The sequence below is a fragment of the Nonomuraea insulae genome, assembly GCF_042656245.1.
This window is the reverse complement of sequence record NZ_JBHSPA010000022.1, coordinates 312,389-332,256: the sequence shown is the minus strand read 5'-3', so window position 1 is coordinate 332,256 and position 19,868 is coordinate 312,389. Positions and strand designations below refer to the sequence as shown.

General features: G+C 68.8%; 21 protein-coding genes. 15 read left to right on the top strand and 6 right to left on the bottom strand.

From position 1 onward, the window contains the following. Positions 1–106: 106 nt before the first annotated feature. Complete coding sequence (locus tag ACFPZ3_RS17505; RefSeq protein ID WP_379515167.1) at positions 107–1,072, bottom strand: N-acetylglucosamine kinase; 966 nt, start codon at positions 1,070–1,072, stop codon at positions 107–109. Between the two features lie 79 nt (positions 1,073–1,151). Here ACFPZ3_RS17505 and ACFPZ3_RS17500 point away from each other — a divergent pair, with 79 nt between their 5' ends. The 7 genes from ACFPZ3_RS17500 (at position 1,152) to ACFPZ3_RS17470 (ending at position 8,233) form a co-directional block, all read left to right on the top strand. Further along, a complete protein-coding gene (locus ACFPZ3_RS17500; protein ID WP_379515166.1) occupies positions 1,152–2,021 on the top strand; it encodes a MurR/RpiR family transcriptional regulator in 870 nt (289 codons plus the stop codon). Further along, positions 2,022–2,756: a sugar isomerase domain-containing protein gene (locus tag ACFPZ3_RS17495; protein WP_379515165.1), complete on the top strand. Its 735-nt coding sequence runs from the start codon at positions 2,022–2,024 to the stop codon at positions 2,754–2,756. 18 nt (positions 2,757–2,774) lie between these two features. Beyond that, positions 2,775–4,187 (top strand): N-acetylglucosamine/diacetylchitobiose ABC transporter substrate-binding protein, encoded by a 1,413-nt coding sequence (ngcE, locus tag ACFPZ3_RS17490; RefSeq protein ID WP_379515164.1) that lies wholly within the window; start codon positions 2,775–2,777, stop codon positions 4,185–4,187. After that, on the top strand, positions 4,187–5,098 hold the full coding sequence (locus ACFPZ3_RS17485; RefSeq protein WP_379515163.1) for a carbohydrate ABC transporter permease: 912 nt from the start codon (positions 4,187–4,189) through the stop codon (positions 5,096–5,098). Before ngcE ends, ACFPZ3_RS17485 begins: the two co-directional genes overlap by 1 nt. Next, positions 5,099–6,013, top strand: coding sequence for a carbohydrate ABC transporter permease (locus ACFPZ3_RS17480; protein ID WP_379515162.1), 915 nt, complete (start codon positions 5,099–5,101; stop codon positions 6,011–6,013). It abuts the gene before it with no gap. Positions 6,014–6,050: 37 nt separating this feature from the next. Next, positions 6,051–6,896, top strand: a complete 846-nt coding sequence (locus ACFPZ3_RS17475) for a phosphotransferase family protein (RefSeq protein WP_379515161.1) — start codon at positions 6,051–6,053, stop codon at positions 6,894–6,896. A gap of 428 nt (positions 6,897–7,324) precedes the next feature. Then, a complete protein-coding gene (locus ACFPZ3_RS17470; RefSeq protein ID WP_379515160.1) occupies positions 7,325–8,233 on the top strand; it encodes an LLM class flavin-dependent oxidoreductase in 909 nt (302 codons plus the stop codon). Positions 8,234–8,348: 115 nt separating this feature from the next. Here the strand turns inward: ACFPZ3_RS17470 and ACFPZ3_RS17465 are convergent, their stop codons facing one another. Next, positions 8,349–9,122, bottom strand: coding sequence for an ATP-binding protein (locus ACFPZ3_RS17465; RefSeq protein WP_379515159.1), 774 nt, complete (start codon positions 9,120–9,122; stop codon positions 8,349–8,351). Between the two features lie 242 nt (positions 9,123–9,364). Between ACFPZ3_RS17465 and ACFPZ3_RS17460 the strand changes: the two genes are divergently transcribed. Both ACFPZ3_RS17460 and ACFPZ3_RS17455 read left to right on the top strand, forming a co-directional pair. After that, entirely contained in the window at positions 9,365–10,180 is an 816-nt protein-coding gene (locus ACFPZ3_RS17460) for a helix-turn-helix domain-containing protein (protein ID WP_379515158.1), read from the top strand. Next, positions 10,168–10,374, top strand: a complete 207-nt coding sequence (locus ACFPZ3_RS17455; protein ID WP_379515157.1) for a DUF397 domain-containing protein — start codon at positions 10,168–10,170, stop codon at positions 10,372–10,374. The genes ACFPZ3_RS17460 and ACFPZ3_RS17455 overlap by 13 nt, the downstream gene beginning before the upstream one ends. 136 nt (positions 10,375–10,510) lie before the next feature. Here ACFPZ3_RS17455 and ACFPZ3_RS17450 read toward each other — a convergent pair whose 3' ends face one another. Further along, entirely contained in the window at positions 10,511–10,837 is a 327-nt protein-coding gene (locus ACFPZ3_RS17450) for a DUF6247 family protein (protein ID WP_379515156.1), read from the bottom strand. Positions 10,838–11,137: 300 nt separating this feature from the next. Here ACFPZ3_RS17450 and ACFPZ3_RS17445 point away from each other — a divergent pair, with 300 nt between their 5' ends. Both ACFPZ3_RS17445 and ACFPZ3_RS17440 read left to right on the top strand, forming a co-directional pair. After that, a complete protein-coding gene (locus ACFPZ3_RS17445) occupies positions 11,138–11,311 on the top strand; it encodes a hypothetical protein (RefSeq protein WP_379515155.1) in 174 nt (57 codons plus the stop codon). A gap of 49 nt (positions 11,312–11,360) precedes the next feature. Then, positions 11,361–11,915 (top strand): GNAT family N-acetyltransferase, encoded by a 555-nt coding sequence (locus ACFPZ3_RS17440; RefSeq protein ID WP_379515154.1) that lies wholly within the window; start codon positions 11,361–11,363, stop codon positions 11,913–11,915. Between the two features lie 15 nt (positions 11,916–11,930). Here the strand turns inward: ACFPZ3_RS17440 and metE are convergent, their stop codons facing one another. Continuing rightward, positions 11,931–14,078, bottom strand: a complete 2,148-nt coding sequence (gene metE, locus ACFPZ3_RS17435; RefSeq protein ID WP_379515153.1) for a 5-methyltetrahydropteroyltriglutamate--homocysteine S-methyltransferase — start codon at positions 14,076–14,078, stop codon at positions 11,931–11,933. Between the two features lie 87 nt (positions 14,079–14,165). Here metE and ACFPZ3_RS17430 point away from each other — a divergent pair, with 87 nt between their 5' ends. Beyond that, positions 14,166–15,005: a LysR family transcriptional regulator gene (locus tag ACFPZ3_RS17430; RefSeq protein ID WP_379515191.1), complete on the top strand. Its 840-nt coding sequence runs from the start codon at positions 14,166–14,168 to the stop codon at positions 15,003–15,005. Positions 15,006–15,008: 3 nt separating this feature from the next. On the opposite strand, the gene ACFPZ3_RS17425 is transcribed toward ACFPZ3_RS17430, so the two are convergent. Together ACFPZ3_RS17425 and ACFPZ3_RS17420 are read right to left on the bottom strand one after the other, a co-directional pair. Beyond that, positions 15,009–15,689, bottom strand: a complete 681-nt coding sequence (locus tag ACFPZ3_RS17425; protein ID WP_379515152.1) for a DNA alkylation repair protein — start codon at positions 15,687–15,689, stop codon at positions 15,009–15,011. Further along, the gene (locus ACFPZ3_RS17420; protein ID WP_379515151.1) at positions 15,686–16,354 is read right to left on the bottom strand and encodes a TetR/AcrR family transcriptional regulator; all 669 of its coding nucleotides are present in this window, start codon (positions 16,352–16,354) and stop codon (positions 15,686–15,688) included. Before ACFPZ3_RS17420 ends, ACFPZ3_RS17425 begins: the two co-directional genes overlap by 4 nt. Before the next feature lie 97 nt (positions 16,355–16,451). Between ACFPZ3_RS17420 and ACFPZ3_RS17415 the strand changes: the two genes are divergently transcribed. The 3 genes from ACFPZ3_RS17415 to ACFPZ3_RS17405 are packed head-to-tail and all read left to right on the top strand — an operon-like array spanning position 16,452 to position 19,861. After that, positions 16,452–17,663 carry an acetyl-CoA C-acetyltransferase gene (locus ACFPZ3_RS17415; RefSeq protein WP_379515150.1) on the top strand — a complete coding sequence of 404 codons (1,212 nt, stop codon included), beginning with the start codon at positions 16,452–16,454 and terminating at the stop codon, positions 17,661–17,663. 45 nt (positions 17,664–17,708) lie between these two features. Beyond that, positions 17,709–19,187 (top strand): glycoside hydrolase family 3 protein, encoded by a 1,479-nt coding sequence (locus ACFPZ3_RS17410; protein ID WP_379515149.1) that lies wholly within the window; start codon positions 17,709–17,711, stop codon positions 19,185–19,187. Positions 19,188–19,189: 2 nt separating this feature from the next. Continuing rightward, positions 19,190–19,861: a pentapeptide repeat-containing protein gene (locus ACFPZ3_RS17405; RefSeq protein WP_379515148.1), complete on the top strand. Its 672-nt coding sequence runs from the start codon at positions 19,190–19,192 to the stop codon at positions 19,859–19,861. The last annotated feature ends 7 nt before the right edge of the window (positions 19,862–19,868 follow it).

Here is a 19,868-nt window from a genome sequence, read left to right as displayed (position 1 = left end):
CATAGGCCAAGGCGGGCAAGAGCTCCCATATCGTTCTGTCTATACAGGCAGAGGAGCCCGTACAACCAGACAAGACAGAACGACCAGACGTATGGAGTGCGCCTGGTCAGGCGGCGGAGGTGAAGGTCGCGTGGAGCTTCTTGGCGTCCGGGAGCAGGTCGCGGGCCGCCAGCCAGGCCGCCGCGCCGGCCGCGTCCCCCGCCGTAGCCACCCGCTCGCCGGCCAGCAGTTCGACCACGGCCCGGCGCACCGGCCCGTCGCTGGTCAGCACGCTGCCGGCGAGCACCACGGGCCCGGAGACATGCACCCTGCGCAGGGTCGTCACCAGATGGTCGGCGGCCTTGTGCGCGATCTTGACGGCCGACGGGTCACCTGCCTCGGCGGCCTGGCTGACCAGGGTGGACAGGGCGGCCAGGCGCATGTGGTCGGCCTGCGCCAGCCGTACGATGCGGATGGCGGTCTCTCGCGGTGAGGCGGGCCGCTGATCGCCGAGGAAGTGCTCCACCACGAGCTCGGCCAGCGCGCCGCCGCCCGTGACGCGATCGCCGGGCGGCACCGGCATGCCCTTGTCGAGGGCGCCGACCAGCTCTTTGACGGCCCGGCGCCCGATCCAGAAGCCCGAGCCCTCGTCGCCCAGCAGCCACCCCAAGCCGTCGGCGACCGTGTTCAGGCTGTGGTCCGTGATCCGGGCCGCGACCGCGCCCGTGCCGGACAGCAGCAGCGAGCCGTCGGGCTCCGGCGAGCCCGCCGCGTAGGCGATCTGGACGTCACCCGTGTAGCGCGGTCCTTCGGCGATCCCGTGATCGGCCCAGATCTTCGCCAGCTCGAGCGCCATCTCCTCCACGTGCCCGGCCACCCCCGTCAGCGAGGCGACCACCTGTGCCCCGTCGAGGCGGCCGAGCGCCTCGCCGAGCGCGGCCCCGACCGCCGCCACCGCCTTCGCCATCCCGTGCGCGGTCGGGTTGCCCGCTCCGGCCCGCGCGTATCCCACCCGGGTCCCGTCCAGCGCGTGGACGGCCACGCGGGTGGAGGTGGCACCGGCATCGACGCCGACCACTAGCGATTGAGTCACGGTCCGAGTCTGGGGGTTGACGTGACCCGGAAGCAAGAATAATTTTCGCCAGAAGACCGGGTATTCGGAAGGAATATTCGTGACTTCAGGAGCCCTCGGGCGCGTCGAAACAGAACTACCCGGTTTGCCGGAGGCATTGCGCAGAGTCGGTGAGGTAATTCTCGGCGACCCGGCCGAGGCCGCGCGGTCGACCATCATCGCTCTGGCCGAACGCGCGGGCAGCTCGCCCGCGACCGTGACCAGGTTCTGCCGGGCCTTCGGCTTCTCCGGCTACGCCGAGCTGCGCGTGGCCCTGGCCACCGAGACGGGCAGGGCGGCCCAGGCGGGCTGGGGCGCGGGCGTCGGTCACGAGATCGGCCCCGACGACCCGCTCGACGCGGCCGTCGAGGTGATGGCGGCGGCCGACACCAGGCTCATCCAGGACACCGCCGCCCAGCTCGACCTCGACGTCGTCGCCCAGGTGGCCGACGCGATCGTGGCCGCGCCCCGGGTGCTCCTCGTCGGCGTCTCCACCAGCGGAAACGTCGCCACCATGTTCGAGGGACGGTTGCGCCGCATCGGCATCCCCGGCTGGAGCGCGGGCGACGCGCACGTGGCGCTGTCGGAGGCCGCGCTGCTGAAGGCGGGCGACGTGGCCATCGGGATCAGCCACCGGGGCCGTACCCGTGAGGTCATGGAGGCGCTGGCCGAGGCGGGCAGCCACGGCGCGCTGGCGGTGGCCGTCACCTCCTTCGCCCGCTCCCCGCTGGCGGAGCTGGCCGACCTGGTGCTGACCACCGCCAGCAGGGAGACCACGTTCCGGCTCGGCGGGCTGGCCGCCGTGCACTCGCAGCTCTTCGTGCTGGACGCGGTGTACGTGGCGGTCGCCCAACGCACTTATGAGCGGACGAATGAGGCGTTCGAGCGCACGATCAGCGCCGTGGAGAGCCATCGGGTGGAGAGAGGCTGAATGACGTACGCATCCAAGGTCCTCGATCTGGCACGCCAGGTCGCGGAGAGCCAGGCAGAGCCGGTACGCCGGGCGGCCGGGCTGTTCGTGTCCTCGATCCGGGCGGGCGGCGTGGTCAACGCCTTCGGCTCAGGGCACTCCGAGGCCATCGCGATGGAGATCGCCGGGAGGGCGGGCGGCCTCGTACCGAGCAATCGCCTCACCCCCAAGGACCTCGTGTTGTACGGCGGGCAGCCCCCGAGCGTGCTCACCCCTGAGCTGGAGCGGGACCCGGAGGTCGCGCACCAGATCTACGAGCTGGCCCCGATCGCGCCCGAGGACGTGTTCGTGCTGGTCTCCAGCTCGGGCGTGAACGGCACGGTCGTCGAGCTGGCCAGAATCGTCAAGGACCGGGGACACCCGCTGATCGCGATCACCTCGGTCGAGCACAGCACCCGCATGACCTCGCGCCACCCGTCAGGCGGCAAGTTGCTCGACCTGGCCGACGTGGTGCTGGACAACGGCGCGCCGTACGGCGACGCGATCCTCGACCTGCCAGGCGGCGGCAGCTACGGTGCGGTTTCCACGATCACCTCCGCGCTGCTCGCGCAGATGGTGGTCACCGAGGCGGTGGACGAGCTCGTCGCGCTCGGCGAGACGCCGCCGATCTACCTGTCGGTCAACGTGACCGGCGGCGATGAGCACAACAAGGCCCTGGAGAGCCGTTACGCAGGGCGTATCAGACGCGGATCATGAAAGGTCAGGAGTAGTCATATGCCTCACACCCCCCACCTCAGCAGGCGCGAGCTCCTCCGTGGAGCGGCGCTCGTACCTGTCGCGGGCGCGCTGGCCGCCTGTGCCACGCCCGCCGCTCCGCCGGCGGCCTCGAGTTCGGCGGCCCCGGTCGCGACCAGTGCCGCCAACCCCTTCGGCGTGGCGAACAACAAGCCGCTGGAGATCTGGATCTTCGACGGCGGCTTCGGCCAGGACTACGCCAAGAACATCCACGAACCGCTGTTCAAATCCAAGTACGCGGGCGTCGAGATCAAGCACAACGCGACCAAGGAGATCACCAAGGTCCTCCAGCCGCGCTTCGCCGGCGGCAACCCGCCCGAGGTCATCGACAACTCGGGCGCCAACTTCATGGACTTCGGCGCGCTGGCCCAGGACAACCAGATGCAGGACCTGACCCCGCTGCTCGACGCCCCCTCGTGGGACGACCCGAACGTCAAGGTCAGGGACATGCTCGACCAGTCCGTCATCGACATCGGCATGTACGACGGCAAGTTCACCGTGCTCGGCTACGTCAACTACATCCACGGCATCTGGTATTCGCAGAAGGTGTTCAGGGACAACGACTGGCAGATCCCGAAGACCTGGGACGAGTTCCTCGCGCTCTGCGAGACCATCAAGAAGTCCGGCAAGATGGCGCCGTTCACCTATGCCGGGAAATTCCCGCAATATCTGTACGAACCGCTGCTCACCATGGGCGCCAAGATCGGCGGCAACGAGGTGCTGGTCAACATCGACAACCTCGAGGACGGCGCCTGGACCACCGACGCCATGAAGACCGCGGCCGCCGCCTGGGCCGAGGTGGGCGCCAAATATCTCATGCAGGGCACCACCGGCCTCGACCACGTACAGACGCAGACCGCCCAGAACAAGTACAAGGTGGCCATGCTGCCCTCCGGCTCCTGGCTGGAGAACGAGCAGAAGACGACCACCCCGGCCGACTTCGAGTACGGCATGTTCCCCATTCCCGACGTGACCGGTTCCGACAAGATGCCGTACGGCACCCTGCACACCCAGCCGGGCGAGAACTTCATCGTCTCCGCCAGGAGCGCCCACCCGCAGGCCGGGATGGAGTACCTGCGGGCCATGTTGTCGAAGAAGGCGGCCGGCGACTTCAGCGCGCTCGTCCGTACCCTGACCGTGGTCAAGGGGGCCACCGAGGGCCGCGACATCTCGCCCGGCGTCACCAGCGCCACCAAGGCGATCACCGACGCGGGGACGAACACCGTCTTCTACCGCTGGCAGAACTGGTACGGCCAGCTCAAGGACGAGGGCATCGCCGCCACCGGCGAGCTCATGTCGGGCGGTCTGACCGCGGATCAGTACCTCGAACGCATGCAGAAGAAGGCCGACGAGATCAAGAACGACTCCTCGATCAAGAAGTACAAGCGCTAATGATCTTCAACAGGTATCGCCGTGGGCTGTTCATCACCTCGTTCCTGGCAGCCCCGGTGATTCTTTACCTGGTGTACGTGATCTCCCCGTACCTCCAGGCGTTCTACATCGCGATGACGGACTGGCGCGGTGTGACGGCCACGCCCAGGTTCATCGGGCTGGACAACTTCCAGCGGCTCTTCAACGACGGCAACTTCTGGAAGGCCGTCACGCACAACGGTGCGCTGCTCGTCCTGCTGCCGCTGTTCACCATCGTCATCGCCCTGTTCTTCGCCTTCCTGCTCAACGTGGGCGGGCCGCAGGGCGTGACGGGGATCCGCGGGTCGAAGTTCTATCGCGTGATCTTCTTCTTCCCGCAGGTCCTGGCCGTGGCCGTGGTCGCGGTGCTGTTCCAGCAGGTGTTCAGGCCCGACGGCAGCGGCATGCTGAACGGTCCCCTCATCGCGCTCGGGGCCGAGCCGATCGGGTTCCTGTCCAACCAGAACGTGGCGTTCTGGTCGGTGCTGGCGGTGATGGTCTGGCAGGCGGTCGGCTTCTACGTCGTACTGTTCTCTGCCGGCCTGGCCGGCATCCCGAAGGACATGTTCGAGGCCGCGCAGATCGACGGGGCGAGCCGGGTCAACCTGTTCTTCCGCATCACGCTCCCGCTGCTCTGGGACACCATCCAGGTCGCCTGGGTCTACCTCGGCATCCTCGCCCTCGACGTCTTCGCGATCGTCTGGGTGATGACCCTGCAGCACGGCGGCCCCAACTGGTCGACCACGGTCATGGCCGCCGAGATCTACCGCAACGCCTTCGAGCACTTCCGCTTCGGCTACGCCTCGGCCCTGGGCGTGGTGATGTTCTTCTTCACGATCGGCTTCGCGATCCTCTCGCTGCGTCTGTCCCGGCGCGAAAGAATCGAGTACTGAATGACATCGATGTCGTGGATGGCGGCGCACTCGCGGAAGATCGCCCGCGAGGAACGCAGACGCCGGCTCGGCCCGCTCGGGCTGCTTACCCACGTGGCGCTGCTGATCTGGACGGTCCTGGTGATCGTCCCGATCGTGTGGACGTTCCTCGCCTCCGTCAAGAGCGAGGACGAGATCTTCGGCGACGCCTGGTCGCTGCCGGCCTCGCTGCGCTGGGACAACTTCGCCAGAGCCTGGGAACAGGTGCACATCGGCCAGTACATGCTCAACAGCGTCATCGTGGTGTCGTTGAGTACGTTCGGGACGATGCTCATCGGGTCGATGGCGGCGTACGTGCTGGCCCGCTATCCCTTCCGCGGCAACCGGGCGATCTACTTCCTGTTCGTCTCGGGCCTGGCCTTCCCCGTCTACCTGGCCCTGACACCGCTGTTCTTCGTCGTCCAGAACACCGGCAACATCCCCGTGATCGGCCAGTTCATCGGGCTGAACACGCACGGGGGCGTGATCCTGGTCTACATCGCGTACTCGATGCCCTTCACGATCTTCTTCCTGTCGTCCTTCTTCCGCACCCTGCCGACCGCGGTGGGGGAGGCCGCGATGGTGGACGGGGCCTCGCACACGCGGGTGTTCTTCCAGATCATGCTCCCCATGGCCAAGCCCGGGATCATCAGCATCACGATCTTCAACATCCTGGGCCAGTGGAACCAGTACCAGCTCCCGTTGATCCTCCTCCAGGAGCGGGACAAATGGGTCCTCACCATGGGCATCGCCGACGTCTCCACCGCCGCCGGCTACGACCAGGACTGGTCGGCCCTGTTCGCCGCCCTCACCCTGGCCATCCTCCCCATGCTGATCGTCTACACGGTCTTCCAACGCCAGATCCAGTCCGGCCTGACGGCGGGAGCCCTGAAATAGCTCGCACACCGGACATCTGCGGCCTATGGTGCGGAGTGTGACTGGCGACATCCGCGCGTTGCTGGCCCGCCACCTGCCCGACTACCGGGTGCGTTCCGTCCGCCGGCTCGGCCACGGCCTCGACAACTTCGTGTACGAGGTCAACGACGAGCTGCTGGTACGGCGGAGCAGGGTGAGCGACCCCGAGGCCAACCGGCAGGAGGCCGCCCGCCTGGCGGCAGTCAGGGAACTGTCACCCCTGCCGGTCCCCGAAGTCGTCTTCGCCGACGACGAATCCGGCGCGATCGCGTACCGCAAGCTCGCCGGAACCCCCCTCAACCTGCACCAGGATCCCCATTTCGACCCCATCGCCCTGGCCGAGCCGCTGGCCGCCTTCCTCAGCGCGATCCACGGCGCCGCGCCGGCGCGGATGCGCGAACTGGCCCCCCTGGACGTCTACCCCGCACCCACCCTCCTGCAGGACGCCGAACTGGACTACCGGGACGTCGAATCCCACGTCCCCGCCCCGCACCGCGCCCTGGTGGAACGTTTCCTCGGCGACCCCCCACCGAACGGGCCCGGACCCATGAGGTTCTGCCACAACGACCTGGGGGCCGAACACGTGCTGGTGGAGGCGGGCGCGATCACGGGCATCATCGACTGGACGGACGCGGCCATCACGGACCCGGCACACGACTTCGCCCTGATCTACCGGGACCTGGGCCCGGAAGTCTTCGAACAGACGGTGACACACTATGAGTTCGAGGTGACGGATGAGGACCGGGCGAGAGTGCTGTTCCACGCGAGATGCGCGCTGATCGAAGACTTGGCGTACGGCCTGAGCACGGGCCCCCGCCACTACGCGGAAGCCGCCCTGTCCCACCTCCCCCGAACCTTCGAGTAGGCCCGCCGCCACCCACCCCTGGGCCGGTGTACACGGTGGGCCCTGTATGCCCGCCCGGAAGGGCCCGCTCGCCCAGCGCCCACCCGTGGGCCGATAACACGGTGGGCCCTGTATGCCCGCCCCGAGTGGGCCTCGCTTCGCTCGGGCTGTCTTCCTGGGGCGCGCCTGGCGGCACGCAAGGACCTCGCAGAGGGCGCTTCGCGCGTCGAGAACTCAGCCGTTCCCCAGTCGGGCCAAGCCCCGACCCCTGAAGGACTTCGCTCCGCGAAGACGCTTTCATCCCGGCGCAGGCTTCGCGCGCGCTTCCCCGTCGCCCCGTGCCTTCGAACTGAAATCTTGGATGGCGATGGTGAACAGCGAACGCCATCGGAGATTCGTGGACCTACGGAATTGACCTCAATCTAACGTGAGGTTGCATAGTCGGTTTCGTGAAGACCTTTGAGATCGGCGTCATCCTCCCCGGGATCAGCAAACAGCAAGAGAACGGCATTGACCTGCGCGAGGCCGCCCGCCACGCGGAGGACGCCGGGCTGGACGGAGTCTGGCACGGCGATCATTTGGCCATCGGCGGGCCGACGCTCGACGCACCGATCGCGCTGGCCACCGCCGCTGCGGCCACCTCGACGATCAGGATCGGCGCCAGCGTGTTCATCCCGGCGATCCGGCCCGTAGTCTGGGCGGCCAAACAGATCGCGACCCTGCAGTACGTGTCAGGAAACCGGCTGGTCCTGGGTGTCGGTTCGGGGGGTGGGCCGGAACAGTGGGCGGCCGCCGGGGTGACATACCGGGAGCGCGGCAGCCGTACGGACACCGCGCTGGAACTGCTCCCCAAGCTCCTGGCAGGTGAGGAGACTCACCTGAGGGACGAGCCGGGACAGCCGGCGGTCACGCTGGCCCCCGCTGCCTACATGCCTCCCGTGTGGGTCGGCAACGCGTCAGAGGCGGCCATCCGGCGGGCCGCGCGGCTGGGCGACGGATGGTTCCCGTCCCTGATCTCGCCCCGGGAGGTCGCCGAGGGACAGGCTCGGCTGGCGGAGCTGGCCGCGAGTCATGGGCGGCCACTTCCGGTCATTGCCATCGGAGGCTCCGCCGCTCTGGGCACCGGGCCGGGCATCCCGTCCCGGGCGCAGCTCGCGGCTGGCATCAGCGGGGCTTACGGCCGTCCGATCGACGAGGTCATGGAGATCCCGCTCACGGGCCGGCCCGACGAGGCCGCCGAGAAACTCAACGCCTACCGCGAGTCCGGGGCGAGCCACGCGGTCATCGGGATATCGGGGGACGACTGGCGGGCGCAGGTCGACCTGCTGGCAGAAGCGCGGGATCTAATGCTCAGGTGATGCGCCACAGCCAGCGCGCTGACCACTCCAACTTCGCTGCCACACCGCAAGGCGGGACGGGCGACTCGGCATGAGGCGCTCGTCGAGCATCACGCCCAACAAAAGTCGCCAACCGTCAAGAAGCCGAGGCCAGTCCCGCACCGCCCAGCAGATCCAGTCCGATCGTTTCGGCCGAGCGGACGAGTCGCAGCGCGGCGGAAACTTCCGAACTACCCGCCACCTGCTTCAGGGCGGCGTCGAGGTCGGCCTTGCTGCGCCAGAGCTCGGTCACCCAAACGGTGTCGGGCGCATCGGTCTGCCGGTTGATCAGGTACAGCTCACATCCGCGCTCGTTCTCCAACGCACCCGCGGCGCCCAGCAAGAGCACAGCCAACTCCTGACCTTGCCCATCCTTGGCCACGAACTTCCCGTATCGCGCGATTCTCTCCATGCTGATCGAGCTTACCCACGTCTGAGCTGGGCCATCGTCACCCCCGCCGCCCGCCAGGTCGGCCCACACGACGCGGTGGCCGCACCCCAGACGGTGCGTGCCACGCCGTACAGACAGGACCGCCACCAGGCCCAGCCCGCGGCCGGATTGGGCCATGGAGTGGAGTTGCAGGGGCGCGAAGCGGGGCTTGGGTTGCGATGTGCCCGGGTCGGTCACCTCCAGGCGGACGAAGCCGTCGCCGAGGCCGATCCGCACCTTGACCCACTCGCGTCGTTCGCCCGCCGGAACGTGCTGGATGGCGTTGGTCACCAGTTCGGAGGCGGCCAGCACGACGTTGGACCGGAGCACTGGGTGGCTGTCCTGCAGCCACAGTTCGATCATTTGCCGCGCCTGTCGTGGCGCCGTGGCACCGCGCCGAAGCGTCGTGCCTTTCCACGCGGCCACGTCCGGAATCTGCATGGTTCTCATTGGCATGAAATCACCGACTTGTCTGCGCTTGTGCCTACCATTTCCCCGCGACAGGCAAGCTGTCGTGTTCGACTTGCGTCGGTTCCAAGCATGAAGATTCGCGCTCGTGATTGGTGCGATAATCTGGCGAAACCTCGACGACAAAGAACGACGTGCTTTATGTATTGACCGTCGTGTTCTCGTCGCTATACGGTCGCGGCAGTATTGCTCCCGCTCGCAGCCGTGGAGAAGCCGTGGACCTCGACTCCAGCGACCAAATGACACCTCGGGCGCGTTTTGCCAACGACCTTGCCGAACACCGCAAAGCCGCACGAATTACCCAAGCCGCGCTCGCAGTCCGCATACGTTGCCATGAATCACTTATCAGTCATATCGAGAGAGGGCGTCGCGCTCCCACGATCGACTTCGCGGAGGAAATCGATCGGAATTTCGGTCTTGACGGCCACTTCGCCGCTCTGTGCACCCGCATTTCCCAATCGCCCGCTCTCGGGTGGTTCGCTCGATGGGTTGAGGAGATCGAACCGCAAGCCGTCATCCTGCAATCCTGGGACCCGCTGCTGATTCCCGGACTGCTGCAGAACGCCGACTATGCCCGCGCCATCTTCTCCACGACAGCCTCCCCGGATTGCGTGGAAGAGCGTGTCCAGGCCCGGACCCGGCGCATCAACATCTTCGCCGGCCCCAACCCACCGACCTTCCTCGCCCTCATCGATGAAGGCGTGCTGCATCGCCCCATCGGAGGGCCGGATGTCCTTGCAGGCCAACTGCGCTATCTGTACGAATTGGCGCAACACCCACGGATCACTGTCCAGCTCGTGCCTATCGCCGCCGGATGTGTACCTGGCATGATGAGCGCGTTCGCCCTGGCGCGCCTGCGAGAAGGCTCTGAAGTCGTCTCCGCCGACTCGATTCTTTCCGGCCAGGTCACCGGCGATCACGGGGCCGTTGCTCAGCTCAAGCAGAGATATGACCGCATCAGAGCGGATGCGCAGCCGAAGAGCGTGACGAAACTGGCGATAGAGGATGCGATAAGCAAATGGACCAGGTAAAACTCGATGGAGCGGAGTGGCGTAAGTCCACCGCCAGCGGCGACAACGGGCAGTGTGTGGAAGTCGCCACCAATCTCCCCGGCATCATCGCGGTCCGCGACAGCAAGAACAGCGAGGGCTCGGTGCTGGTCTTCACGCAAGGAGAGTGGAGAGCGTTCCTGGCAGGTGCCGTTCAGGGCGAATTTGACGTCTGAAAGCGTCGGCTCGTAGACCCATCCCGTGAACCAGCGGGCCCTCTTTCTGTCACCGGCAGGGGAAGGCCTATTGCCATGCCTCTGGCTGCTCAGCCGGGAGAGGAAGACCGTCTGCTCGCGGGCGCGGGGAGTCGCCTCAAACCCTGGCGGAAGCAAGGATCTCCCGCCACGGTCTTCCCTGTGGAACAGGTTCCCCAGCCAGAGCTTGCTGGGCGCGGACGTGCATCTGACGGCGCCCATCGGGATCCTTCGCGGTGTCACAGGCGGAGATCCACCAGCGGTGCACGAAGGTGTTCAACGCTCCGAGATCCAGACTTACCCTGACCTCGTCGAGCACGGCACTGAGACCGGCGTCAAAAGCTTCACGATCTTCCGGGACGACCAGCGCGGCACGGATGGCCCGCAGGTTCCTCTCAGGCAGAGGTGTGCCGACGGAGATGAAGTCCTGCGGTTGTGCGGTCATGCCGACTCCCTTCCTTGTCACCTAGAGACTACAGAGGGGGGACGACATCCTTCACGCACAAGCGAGAAGCGTCCATCACCGGCATTGTCGACGGCGAGCAGGTCAAGGTCACCGGAGAGACAAGAGACAGCGGGCCTTATTCCCTGTCACAACAGGGGAGGCCCTGTTGCCGTGCGTCTGGCTGCTCGGCCGGTAGGAAGATCGTCCGCTCGTATGTGCGGGCGGTGGGAGACGTCTCAATCCCTGGCGGAAGGATGTTCGGCGCGTCACAGTGGGGGAGACGGATGAAGGGCTGCGCCCATGAATCTCGATCTCGCCTTGACGATCGCGCTGGGCATCTTCTTCGCCTGGCTTTTCCTCGTGCTCATGGGGTTGCTCTCACTGATCGCGATACGGTTGACCAGCCGTTTCCTGATGAGGCGAACCACCACTCGGGTCTCCCCTGAGCGACCGTCAGCAGCGCCCCCCGACTGAACGGAAATCGGCTCGCGGGAGGCCGGGTGGATCTGCTTGGCTGCCTCCCATGACATCGTCGGCCTGGGTAGGCGAAGGCGTACGCCTGCGCGCCAGAGAACCGGAGGACTGGGAGAAGTCCCTCATCTTCGAGGAGGACTCCGACGCGGTGCGGAGCGGTTGGCGGTTGCATCCGCCGCGCTCGGCCGCCCAGGCGAAGAAGGCGATGGCCGAGCAGGCCGAGGAGCAGCTCGATCTTGACGAGTTCTCCCTGGTGATCGCCACCAAGGCGGAGAACGAGCTGGTCGGCTTCATCAACACGCATGAGATCGAGCGCGTCCACGGCACCTTCGCGTACGGGATCAGCGTCGGCACCCCGCACCACCACAAGGGCTACGCCAGCGAGGCCATAGTCCTGCTCCTGCGGTACATGTTCTTCGAGCGTCGTTTCCAGAAGGCCGAGGCGTGGGTCTACAGCTACAACGAGGCGTCGCTGGCCATGCACCGCCGCCTCGGCTTCGTGGAGGAGGGCCGTCGGCGCAGAAGCCACTACGCCAACGGCCGCTATCACGACGAGATCCTGTTCGGCATGACCACCGAGGAGTACGCCGAGCGCTACGCCTGAATCGAATCGAGGCGGCTACGCCTGGAGCTCAGCGCGTACCCGCCGAGTGGCCTCCACGACATTGGCCAGGGAAGCCTCCACCTCCTCATACGTCCGGGTCTTGAGCCCGCAGTCGGGATTCACCCAGACCCGCTCCACCGGCAACACCCCGACCGTCCTGCGCAACAGCCCCTCGACCTCCGCAGCGCCAGGCACCCGGGGCGAGTGGATGTCATAGACCCCGGGCCCGAGCCCCCGCCCGAACGAGGACACCTCGGAGAGGATCCGCGCCCCGGAGCGGGCGGACTCGATGGTGGTGACGTCGGCGTCCAGGCCGTCGATGGCGGCCAGGATCTGGTCGGCGTCGGAGTAGCACAGGTGCGTGTGGATCTGGGTACGATCGGCGGCCCCCGACGTGGCCCGCCGGTAAGCGGCCACGGCCCACTCCAGGTAGTCGGCCTGGGCGGCCCGTCGCAGCGGCAGCAGTTCGCGCAGCGCGGGCTCGTCCACCTGGATGATGGACACCCCGGCCGACTCCAGGTCCCGCACCTCCTCCCTGACGGCGGCGGCCACCTGGAACACCACGTCACGCAGCGGCAGGTCATCGCGTACGAAGGACCAGGCGACGATGGTGACGGGCCCGGTGAGCATGCCCTTGACCGGCTTGTCCGTGAGCGACTGCGCGTACGTGGCCCATCGCACCGTGATCGGTTCCGGACGGCTGACGTCGCCGTGCAGGATGGGCGGCCGGGTGCAGCGCGACCCGTACGACTGCACCCACCCGTTCCTCGTGACCGCGAACCCGTCGAGGTGCTCGGCGAAGTACTGCACCATGTCGTTCCGCTCGGGCTCCCCGTGCACGAGGACGTCGAGCCCGAGCCGTTCCTGGACGCGGATCACCCGCTCGATCTCCTCCTCGACCCGCCGCTCGTAGCCGGTCTGCGAGAGCGCGCCGGACGCCACCGCCGCGCGGGCCGCGCGCAGTTCGCCGGTCTGCGGGAAGGAGCCGATCGTGGTGGTCGGCAGCGCGGGCAGCCGCAGGTGGGCGGCCTGGGCGGCGGCGCGCACCTCGTACGGGCCGCGCTCATCGAACGTCACAGGACCGGGCAGCGCGACGGACGGCCCGGCGGGCACCGAGCCACGGAAGTCGGCCCCGGCCAGCGCCACGACCTCGGCCACCTTCTCCTCCGCGAACGCCAGCCGCCCCCTCAGCGCGGGTTCAAGGCTGGGCTCGTCGTCGATGGTGTAGGGGACGTGCAGGAGCGAGCACGAGGTGCTCACCACCACCCGTGAGGCCCGTACGGCGCCCAGAGCGGCCAGCGCCCTGCCCGGCGACGTCCGCCACACGTCCCGCCCCGACACCACGCCCGCCACCACGGTCTTCCCGGTCAGATCGGCGACCGGTGCCGAGCCCCGTACCAGGTCGATCCCGATGGCCTCCACCGGTGTGCCGGCCAGCACCGGCAGCGACTCGCCGAGATCGCCGAAGTACGACGCGACGAACAGCGAGGGCCGCCCGCTCACCGCCCCCAGCCGCTCGTACGCCGTCCGCACGGCGGCCAGTTCCTCGGGCGTGCGGTCGCCCACCAGGGCGGGCTCGTCGAACTGCACCCATGCGACGCCCTCGGCGGCCAGGGCGGTCAGCAACTCCTCGTAGCAGCCGAGCACGTCGCCCAGCCGGTCCAGCGCCGACCCCAGCAGCAGGAACGTCACCGGCCCCACCACCACGGGCCGCGTCTCGTGCCCGAGCCCGCGCGCCTCCCGCACCTCGCCCAGCGGCTTGCTCGCGTCCAGCTTGAACACGGTGTCCGGCCCGATCTCGGGCACGATGTAGTGGTAGTTCGTGTCGAACCACTTCGTCATCCGCAGCGGCGCCAGCCCCTCCGTGCCCCTGGCCATCGCGAAGTAGGGGTCCTCGGCGTCGCGGTAGCGGGCCGGCACCGCCCCGAGCAGCACCGCCGTGTCCAGCACCTGGTCATACAGCGAGAACGTGTTCGACGGCAGCCCTTCCAGCCCCAGCTCGGCCAGCCGCCGCCAGGTCAGCGCCCGCAGTTCGGCGCCCACCCGGTCGAGCTCCACCCGGGGGGAACGCCCGCCCCAGTACGACTCCAGCGCCCGCTTCAGCTCCCTGCGCGGCCCGATGCGCGGGTATCCGAGCACGGTGGACTTGGGGAATGAGGACATGTTCTTTCGGCTCCCTCAGAGATCGGTCAGGTCGCTCGAATCGTGCCGACTACCCCGCGAGTCGTGCACCATGTATTGGTGCTGCTTATGCTTCGGGAGATCCACTGCTTCACGCGAGTCGCGGGCCGGCTCAGCTTCTCGGCCGCCGCCGCCGACCTGGGGATGTCCCAGCCCGCCATGAGCCAGGCCATCACCCGCCTCGAACGCGCCGCCGGGGTCAGGCTGTTCGAGCGGAGCGCCCGCGAGGTGCGGCTCACGGCCGAGGGGAAGGCGCTGCTGGCGTACGCGGAGCAGGTGATCGAGTCGGTGCGGGCGTTCAGCGGCGAAGCGGCCCGCCTCGCCCGGCCGACCATTCACCTCGCTTATCCACCGCTCGTCGGGGCGCTGGCGGCGCGGATCGTCAGGCGGCTGGCCGGGCGCACTCCCGCCATCGGGGTCGAGCTGCGCGCGGCCGGTCGTGGCGCGGCGGTGCGGGCGCTGACGGACGGCGAGGTGTCGGCCGCGATCCTGAGCACCCCCGCGCCCGCCCAGTTCGTCACGGCTGCCCGTTTCCACGTCACCGTCGACCATCTGGCCGTCCCGGTGGGTCACCGGCTGGAGTCGAGGCCCCGGGTGGCCGCCGCCGAGCTGGGCGGCCAGGTGCTGCTCACGCCGGGCAACCGCCCGTGGCCGGGGCTGCCGGGCCGCTCCCGGCTGGTGGCCGACGACGACTTCGCCGCCGCCCTCGACCTGGTGGCCGCCGGTGCGGGGCTGCTGCCCATCCCGCAGCTCCTGGTCAGGACGGTGCGGCGGGAGGATGTGCGGTTCGTGCCGCTGGAGGCCGGCGACCTGCGCATCACCTACGCCCTGGCCTGGTCGAAGGAGCGGGTCACGCCGGAGCTGATGGCCCTGGTCCAGGCGGTCCAGGACGCTCTCTGGACACGATGAGGATCAGGCGACGGGCAGGTTCTTCAGCGCCTCGCGGCGGCTGAGCCCCGAGATGCCCTTGGCCTTGACGTACCGGATCACCTCGCCGGGATTGGTCTTGGCGTATTCGCGTAATGCCCATCCGATGGCCTTGCGGGCGAAGAAGTCGTTGTCCGACAGGCTCGGCTCGATGCACGCGTACAACAGCGCGGTGTCCGTGCGTGCCTTGAACCGGTTCTGGCAGAGGATCGCCGTGCGCCTCTTCCACAGGTCCTTGTCGTGCGCCCAGTCCAGCATGAGGGTCCGCATCGAGTCGGGATAGGTGGCCAGCAGGCCCCCGAGCCGGTGGGTGGCCAGCTCGTCCACCAGGTCCCACCAGGCGCCGGAGACGATCATCTCCTCGTACATGGGGACGGTGTAGAGGGTCTGGTACTCCCGGTAGAGGTGGTAGCCGGACAGTTCGATGGCGGCGTAGCGCTCCTCGCGGTATTCGGCCTCCCGCCACAGCGTGAGCACCGCCCGCCGCCACTCCGGCGCGGTGTCGAGCCGGAGTTCGGCGAAGACCTTGCGCAGCGCGGCCCGCCGGCGCACCGCCTGGACGCCCAGGAACGGCATGTCCGACTTCATGTAGGCGCGCATCGCCTCGGCCTTGCCGGATTCGGCGGCCTCCTGCAGTGCCAGTCGCACCGCCTTGCCGAGGCTCATCCCTTTTGGGTGGTGCGCTCGCCCGTGGCGAGTCCGTCGAAGAGCACGGTGATGTAGTGCTCGGCCAGGCCGGAGGTGTTGAGCCTGCCGCCGGGGCGGAACCAGCGCACCGCCACCCAGATCGTGTCGCGGATCATCCGGTAGGTCAGCTTCGGGTCGACGTCGGTCCTGAACAGCCCGGCCGCCTGCCCCGCCTTGATCTGCTTCACCCAGATCTGCTCGACCTCGTCCTCGGCCTTGACCAGGTAGTTGAACCGCTCGAACTGGCGAAGGTAGTTCCAGTCGTTCTGCATCACCGTGATGGCGGCACGGTGGGGCTCAAGGGTGCCGAAGCCGATGCGCACCATCTCGGACAGCACGGTGCGGGCGTCGGCGGTGGTGTCGAGCGCGGCGCGGTAGCGGGCGACGAGGTCGTCGAGGAAGGTGGACAGCACCTCGTCGACGATCGTCTCCTTGGAGTCGAAGTGGTGGTAGAGACTTCCTGAGAGGATGCCCGCCTCGTCGGCGATCTCGCGTACGGTCGTGGCCTGGAAGCCCTTGCGCGCGAAGAGCTCCGCGGCGAGCTTGACGAGGTGGTCGCGGCGCTCGGACGCCGGCCCCGATGAGGTGGCGCGCTGGCGCTTCGCCGGGGTGGTGGTCGTGCCGGAGTTCTTTCGCGTGGTCACGTCACCATTATGAACCCTCGGACAATCGCTTGTTCACCTAACCGGCCCAGCTCATACGCGGTTCCCGTGCAGACCAAGCGCTTGCTACGATGCGTGGATGAGCGAGGCGTACATCGTCGGCGCCGTCCGCACCCCCGTAGGGCGCAGGAACGGCGGACTGGCCGCGGCCCACCCCGCCGACCTCGGCGCGCACGTGCTCAGGGAGCTGATGGAGCGCACCGACGTCGACCCCTCAGCGGTCGAGGACGTGATCTTCGGCTGCGTGGACACGATCGGCCCGCAGGCCGGCGACGTCGCCCGTACGTGCTGGCTCGCGGCCGGGCTGCCCGAGGAGGTGCCGGGCGTCACGATCGACCGCCAGTGCGGCTCCTCGCAGCAGGCGCTGCACTTCGCCGCCCAGGCCGTGCTCTCCGGCACGAACGACCTGGTGGTGGCCGGGGGAGTGCAGAACATGAGCATGATCCCCATCGCCTCCGCGATGCTCGCGGGCCGCCCTCTCGGGCACGAGACCCCCTTCGGGGGCTCCAAGGGCTGGGCCGAGCGGTACGGGACGCGCGAGGTCTCCCAGTTCGCCGGCGCCGAGATGATCGCCGCCCGGTGGGAGCTGTCGCGGGAGGAGATGGAGCGGTACGCGTACGAGTCGCATCGCAGGGCCCTGCACGCCATCGACGCCGGATATTTCCGGCGCGAGATCGCCCCCTACGAGGGTGTCACCACGGACGAGGGCCCGAGGAGGGACACCACGCCGGAGAGGATGGCCACGCTCAGGCCGCTCACGGAAGGCGGCCGCCTGACCGCCGCCCTGGCCTCCCAGATCTCCGACGGCGCCGCGGCCCTGCTCATCGCCTCGCCCCGCGCCGTACAGGAGCACGGCCTGACCCCGCGCGCCCGCGTGCACCACCTGTCGGCGCGCGGCGACGACCCGATCATGATGCTCTCCGCCCCGATCCCCGCCACCGTGCACGCGCTCGGCATGACCGGCATGGCCATCGAGGACTTCGACGCGATCGAGGTCAACGAGGCGTTCGCGCCGGTCGTCCTGGCCTGGCTCAAGGAGACCGGCGCCGACCCGGCCAGGGTCAACCCGAACGGCGGCGCCATCGCGCTCGGCCACCCCCTCGGCGCGACCGGCGCGGTGCTGGCGGTCAAGCTGCTGTACGAGCTGGAGCGGACCGGCGGACGTTACGGTCTGCAGACCATGTGCGAGGGCGGAGGACAGGCGAACGTCACCGTCATCGAACGCCTGCTTCCGTCGCCCCCGTCGCCCGCAGAGGACTCCGGGGCGTACGGTGATGGGGCTGACATCTGAAAATACCCCTAGCAAATAGGAAACTTTCCTATTAGATTTCGGGTCATGCCCTTGAGCGGTGACCTGCTTCGCCTCGCCGACGCCGTCCTCTTCCCCGGTTTCGCCGGACACGCGCCCCCCGACTGGCTCCGGCGCCGGCTCGGCGACGGCCTGGCCGGCGTGGCGCTGTTCTCGCGCAACATCGCGGACCCCGCCCAGGTGGCCCGGCTGACCGCCGCGCTACGCGCCGAGAACCCCTCCGTGCTCGTCGGCACCGACGAGGAGTCCGGCGAGGTCACCAGGCTGGAGGTGGCCACGGGCAGCAGCCGGCCCGGCGGGTACGCGCTCGGCGTCGTGGACGACGTGCACCTCACCGAGTCGCTGGCCGCGGACCTCGGCGGCGACCTGGCCAGGGCGGGCATCACGATCGACTTCGCCCCCTCCGCCGACGTGAACTCCAACCCGGACAACCCGGTCATCGGCCTGCGCGCCTTCGGCGCCGACCCGTCCCTGGTGGCCCGGCACACCAGGGCGTTCGTCCGCGGGCTCCAGTCCGCCGGGGTGGCCGCGTGCGCCAAGCACTTCCCCGGGCACGGGGACACCTCGGTGGACTCCCACCACGGGGTGCCGGTGGTGGCCGAGAGCGGCATCGAGGACGCGCTGCACCCTTTCCGCGAGGCGATCGAGGAGGGGGTCAAGGCGATCATGACCGGGCATCTTCTCGTGCCCTCGTACGACGCCGAGCGGCCCGCCACGCTCAGCCCCAAGGTCCTCACCGGGTTGTTGCGCGAGGAGCTCGGGTTCGACGGAATGATCATCACTGACGGCATCGAGATGGAGGCGGTGGCGGGGGCGTACGGGATCGGGGGCGCCTCCGCCCGCGCCATAGCCGCCGGCGCCGACGCGATCTGCGTCGGCGGCGAGCGTGCCGACGAAGCCACCGCCGCCGGGATCCGCGACGCGATCGTGGCGGCGGTGACCCAGGGACTGCTGCCCGAGGAGCGACTGGCCGACGCCGCTCGCAGGGTCCGCGAGCTGGCCGGATGGGCCGTCTCCTCGGGCAGCCCCGCACCGGGGAACGGTCAGGTCGGGCTGGTCGCGGCCCGCCGGGCGATCCGGGTCACGCGCCGCTCCACCGCGGCCGTCCTCCCCCTGGAGCCGGGGCCGCACGTGGTGGAGCTGGCCCCGGCGATGAACCTGGCCATCGACAGAAACACCCCGTGGGGCGTCGGCGAGCCGCTGAGCAGGCTGCTCCCCGGCACCACGGTCACCCGCCTGACGGCCGGCCAGGCCACGGGCCCGGAGCTGGAGCGCCTGCTCGGCCGGGCGGCGGGACACCCGCTGGTCGTGGTGGTCAGGGACGTGCACCGCCACGCCTGGCAGTCCGAGGCGCTGCGGCACCTGCTCAGCGCCCGCCCGGACGCCGTGGTGGTGGAGATGGGCCTGCCCGCCCGCTCCGACCTGGGCGCCGTGCACATCGCCACGTACGGCTCCGCCAGGGTCTGCGGCCAGGCGGCGGCGGAGGTGCTGACCGGTAGTCTCTGATCGTGAACTTCGACGGCGAGGATCTTTCCCACAAGGCGCTGGGCGACCGGCTCCCGTCCGGCGAGTCGCATGTGTTCCGCGCGTGCGATCTGACGGAGACCGACCTGTGGGGCGCCTCGCTGGCGGGGGCGCGGTTCGAGTCGTGCGTGCTGGAGCAGACCGACTTCCGCAAGGCCGACCTCGACGGGGCGGTGTTCACGGGCGGGGGCGGGATGCGCACGCGGTTCAACGACGCCGACCTCATCGACGTGAGTTTCACCGACGTGGACCTGTCGTCGGCGCTGTTCGCCGGGGCCCTGCTGACGGATGCCTCGTTCACGGGCTGCCGCATGATCGGCGCCTCCCTCACCGGCTCCCGTGGCACCGGTTTCAAGGTGTCCCGCTCCAACCTCACCCTGGCCAACCTCGGTGGTTGTTCGCTGCGCGGTGAGCTCATCGAGGGCGTGCGCTTCGACGACGCCGACCTGTCGGGCTGCGACTTCACCGAGGCCACGCTCAGCGACTGCCGCCTCATCGGCACGCGCCTGCTGCTGACGAAGTTCGCCAAGGCGGACCTGCGCGGCGCCGACCTGGGCGAGCCCGACGACTCCAGACTACGGGCCTTCGCCGGCGCCGTGATCAACCAGGCGCAGGCCAACGCCATCCTCGCCGCCCGCGGCATCACGGTCCTCTGAGCACGAG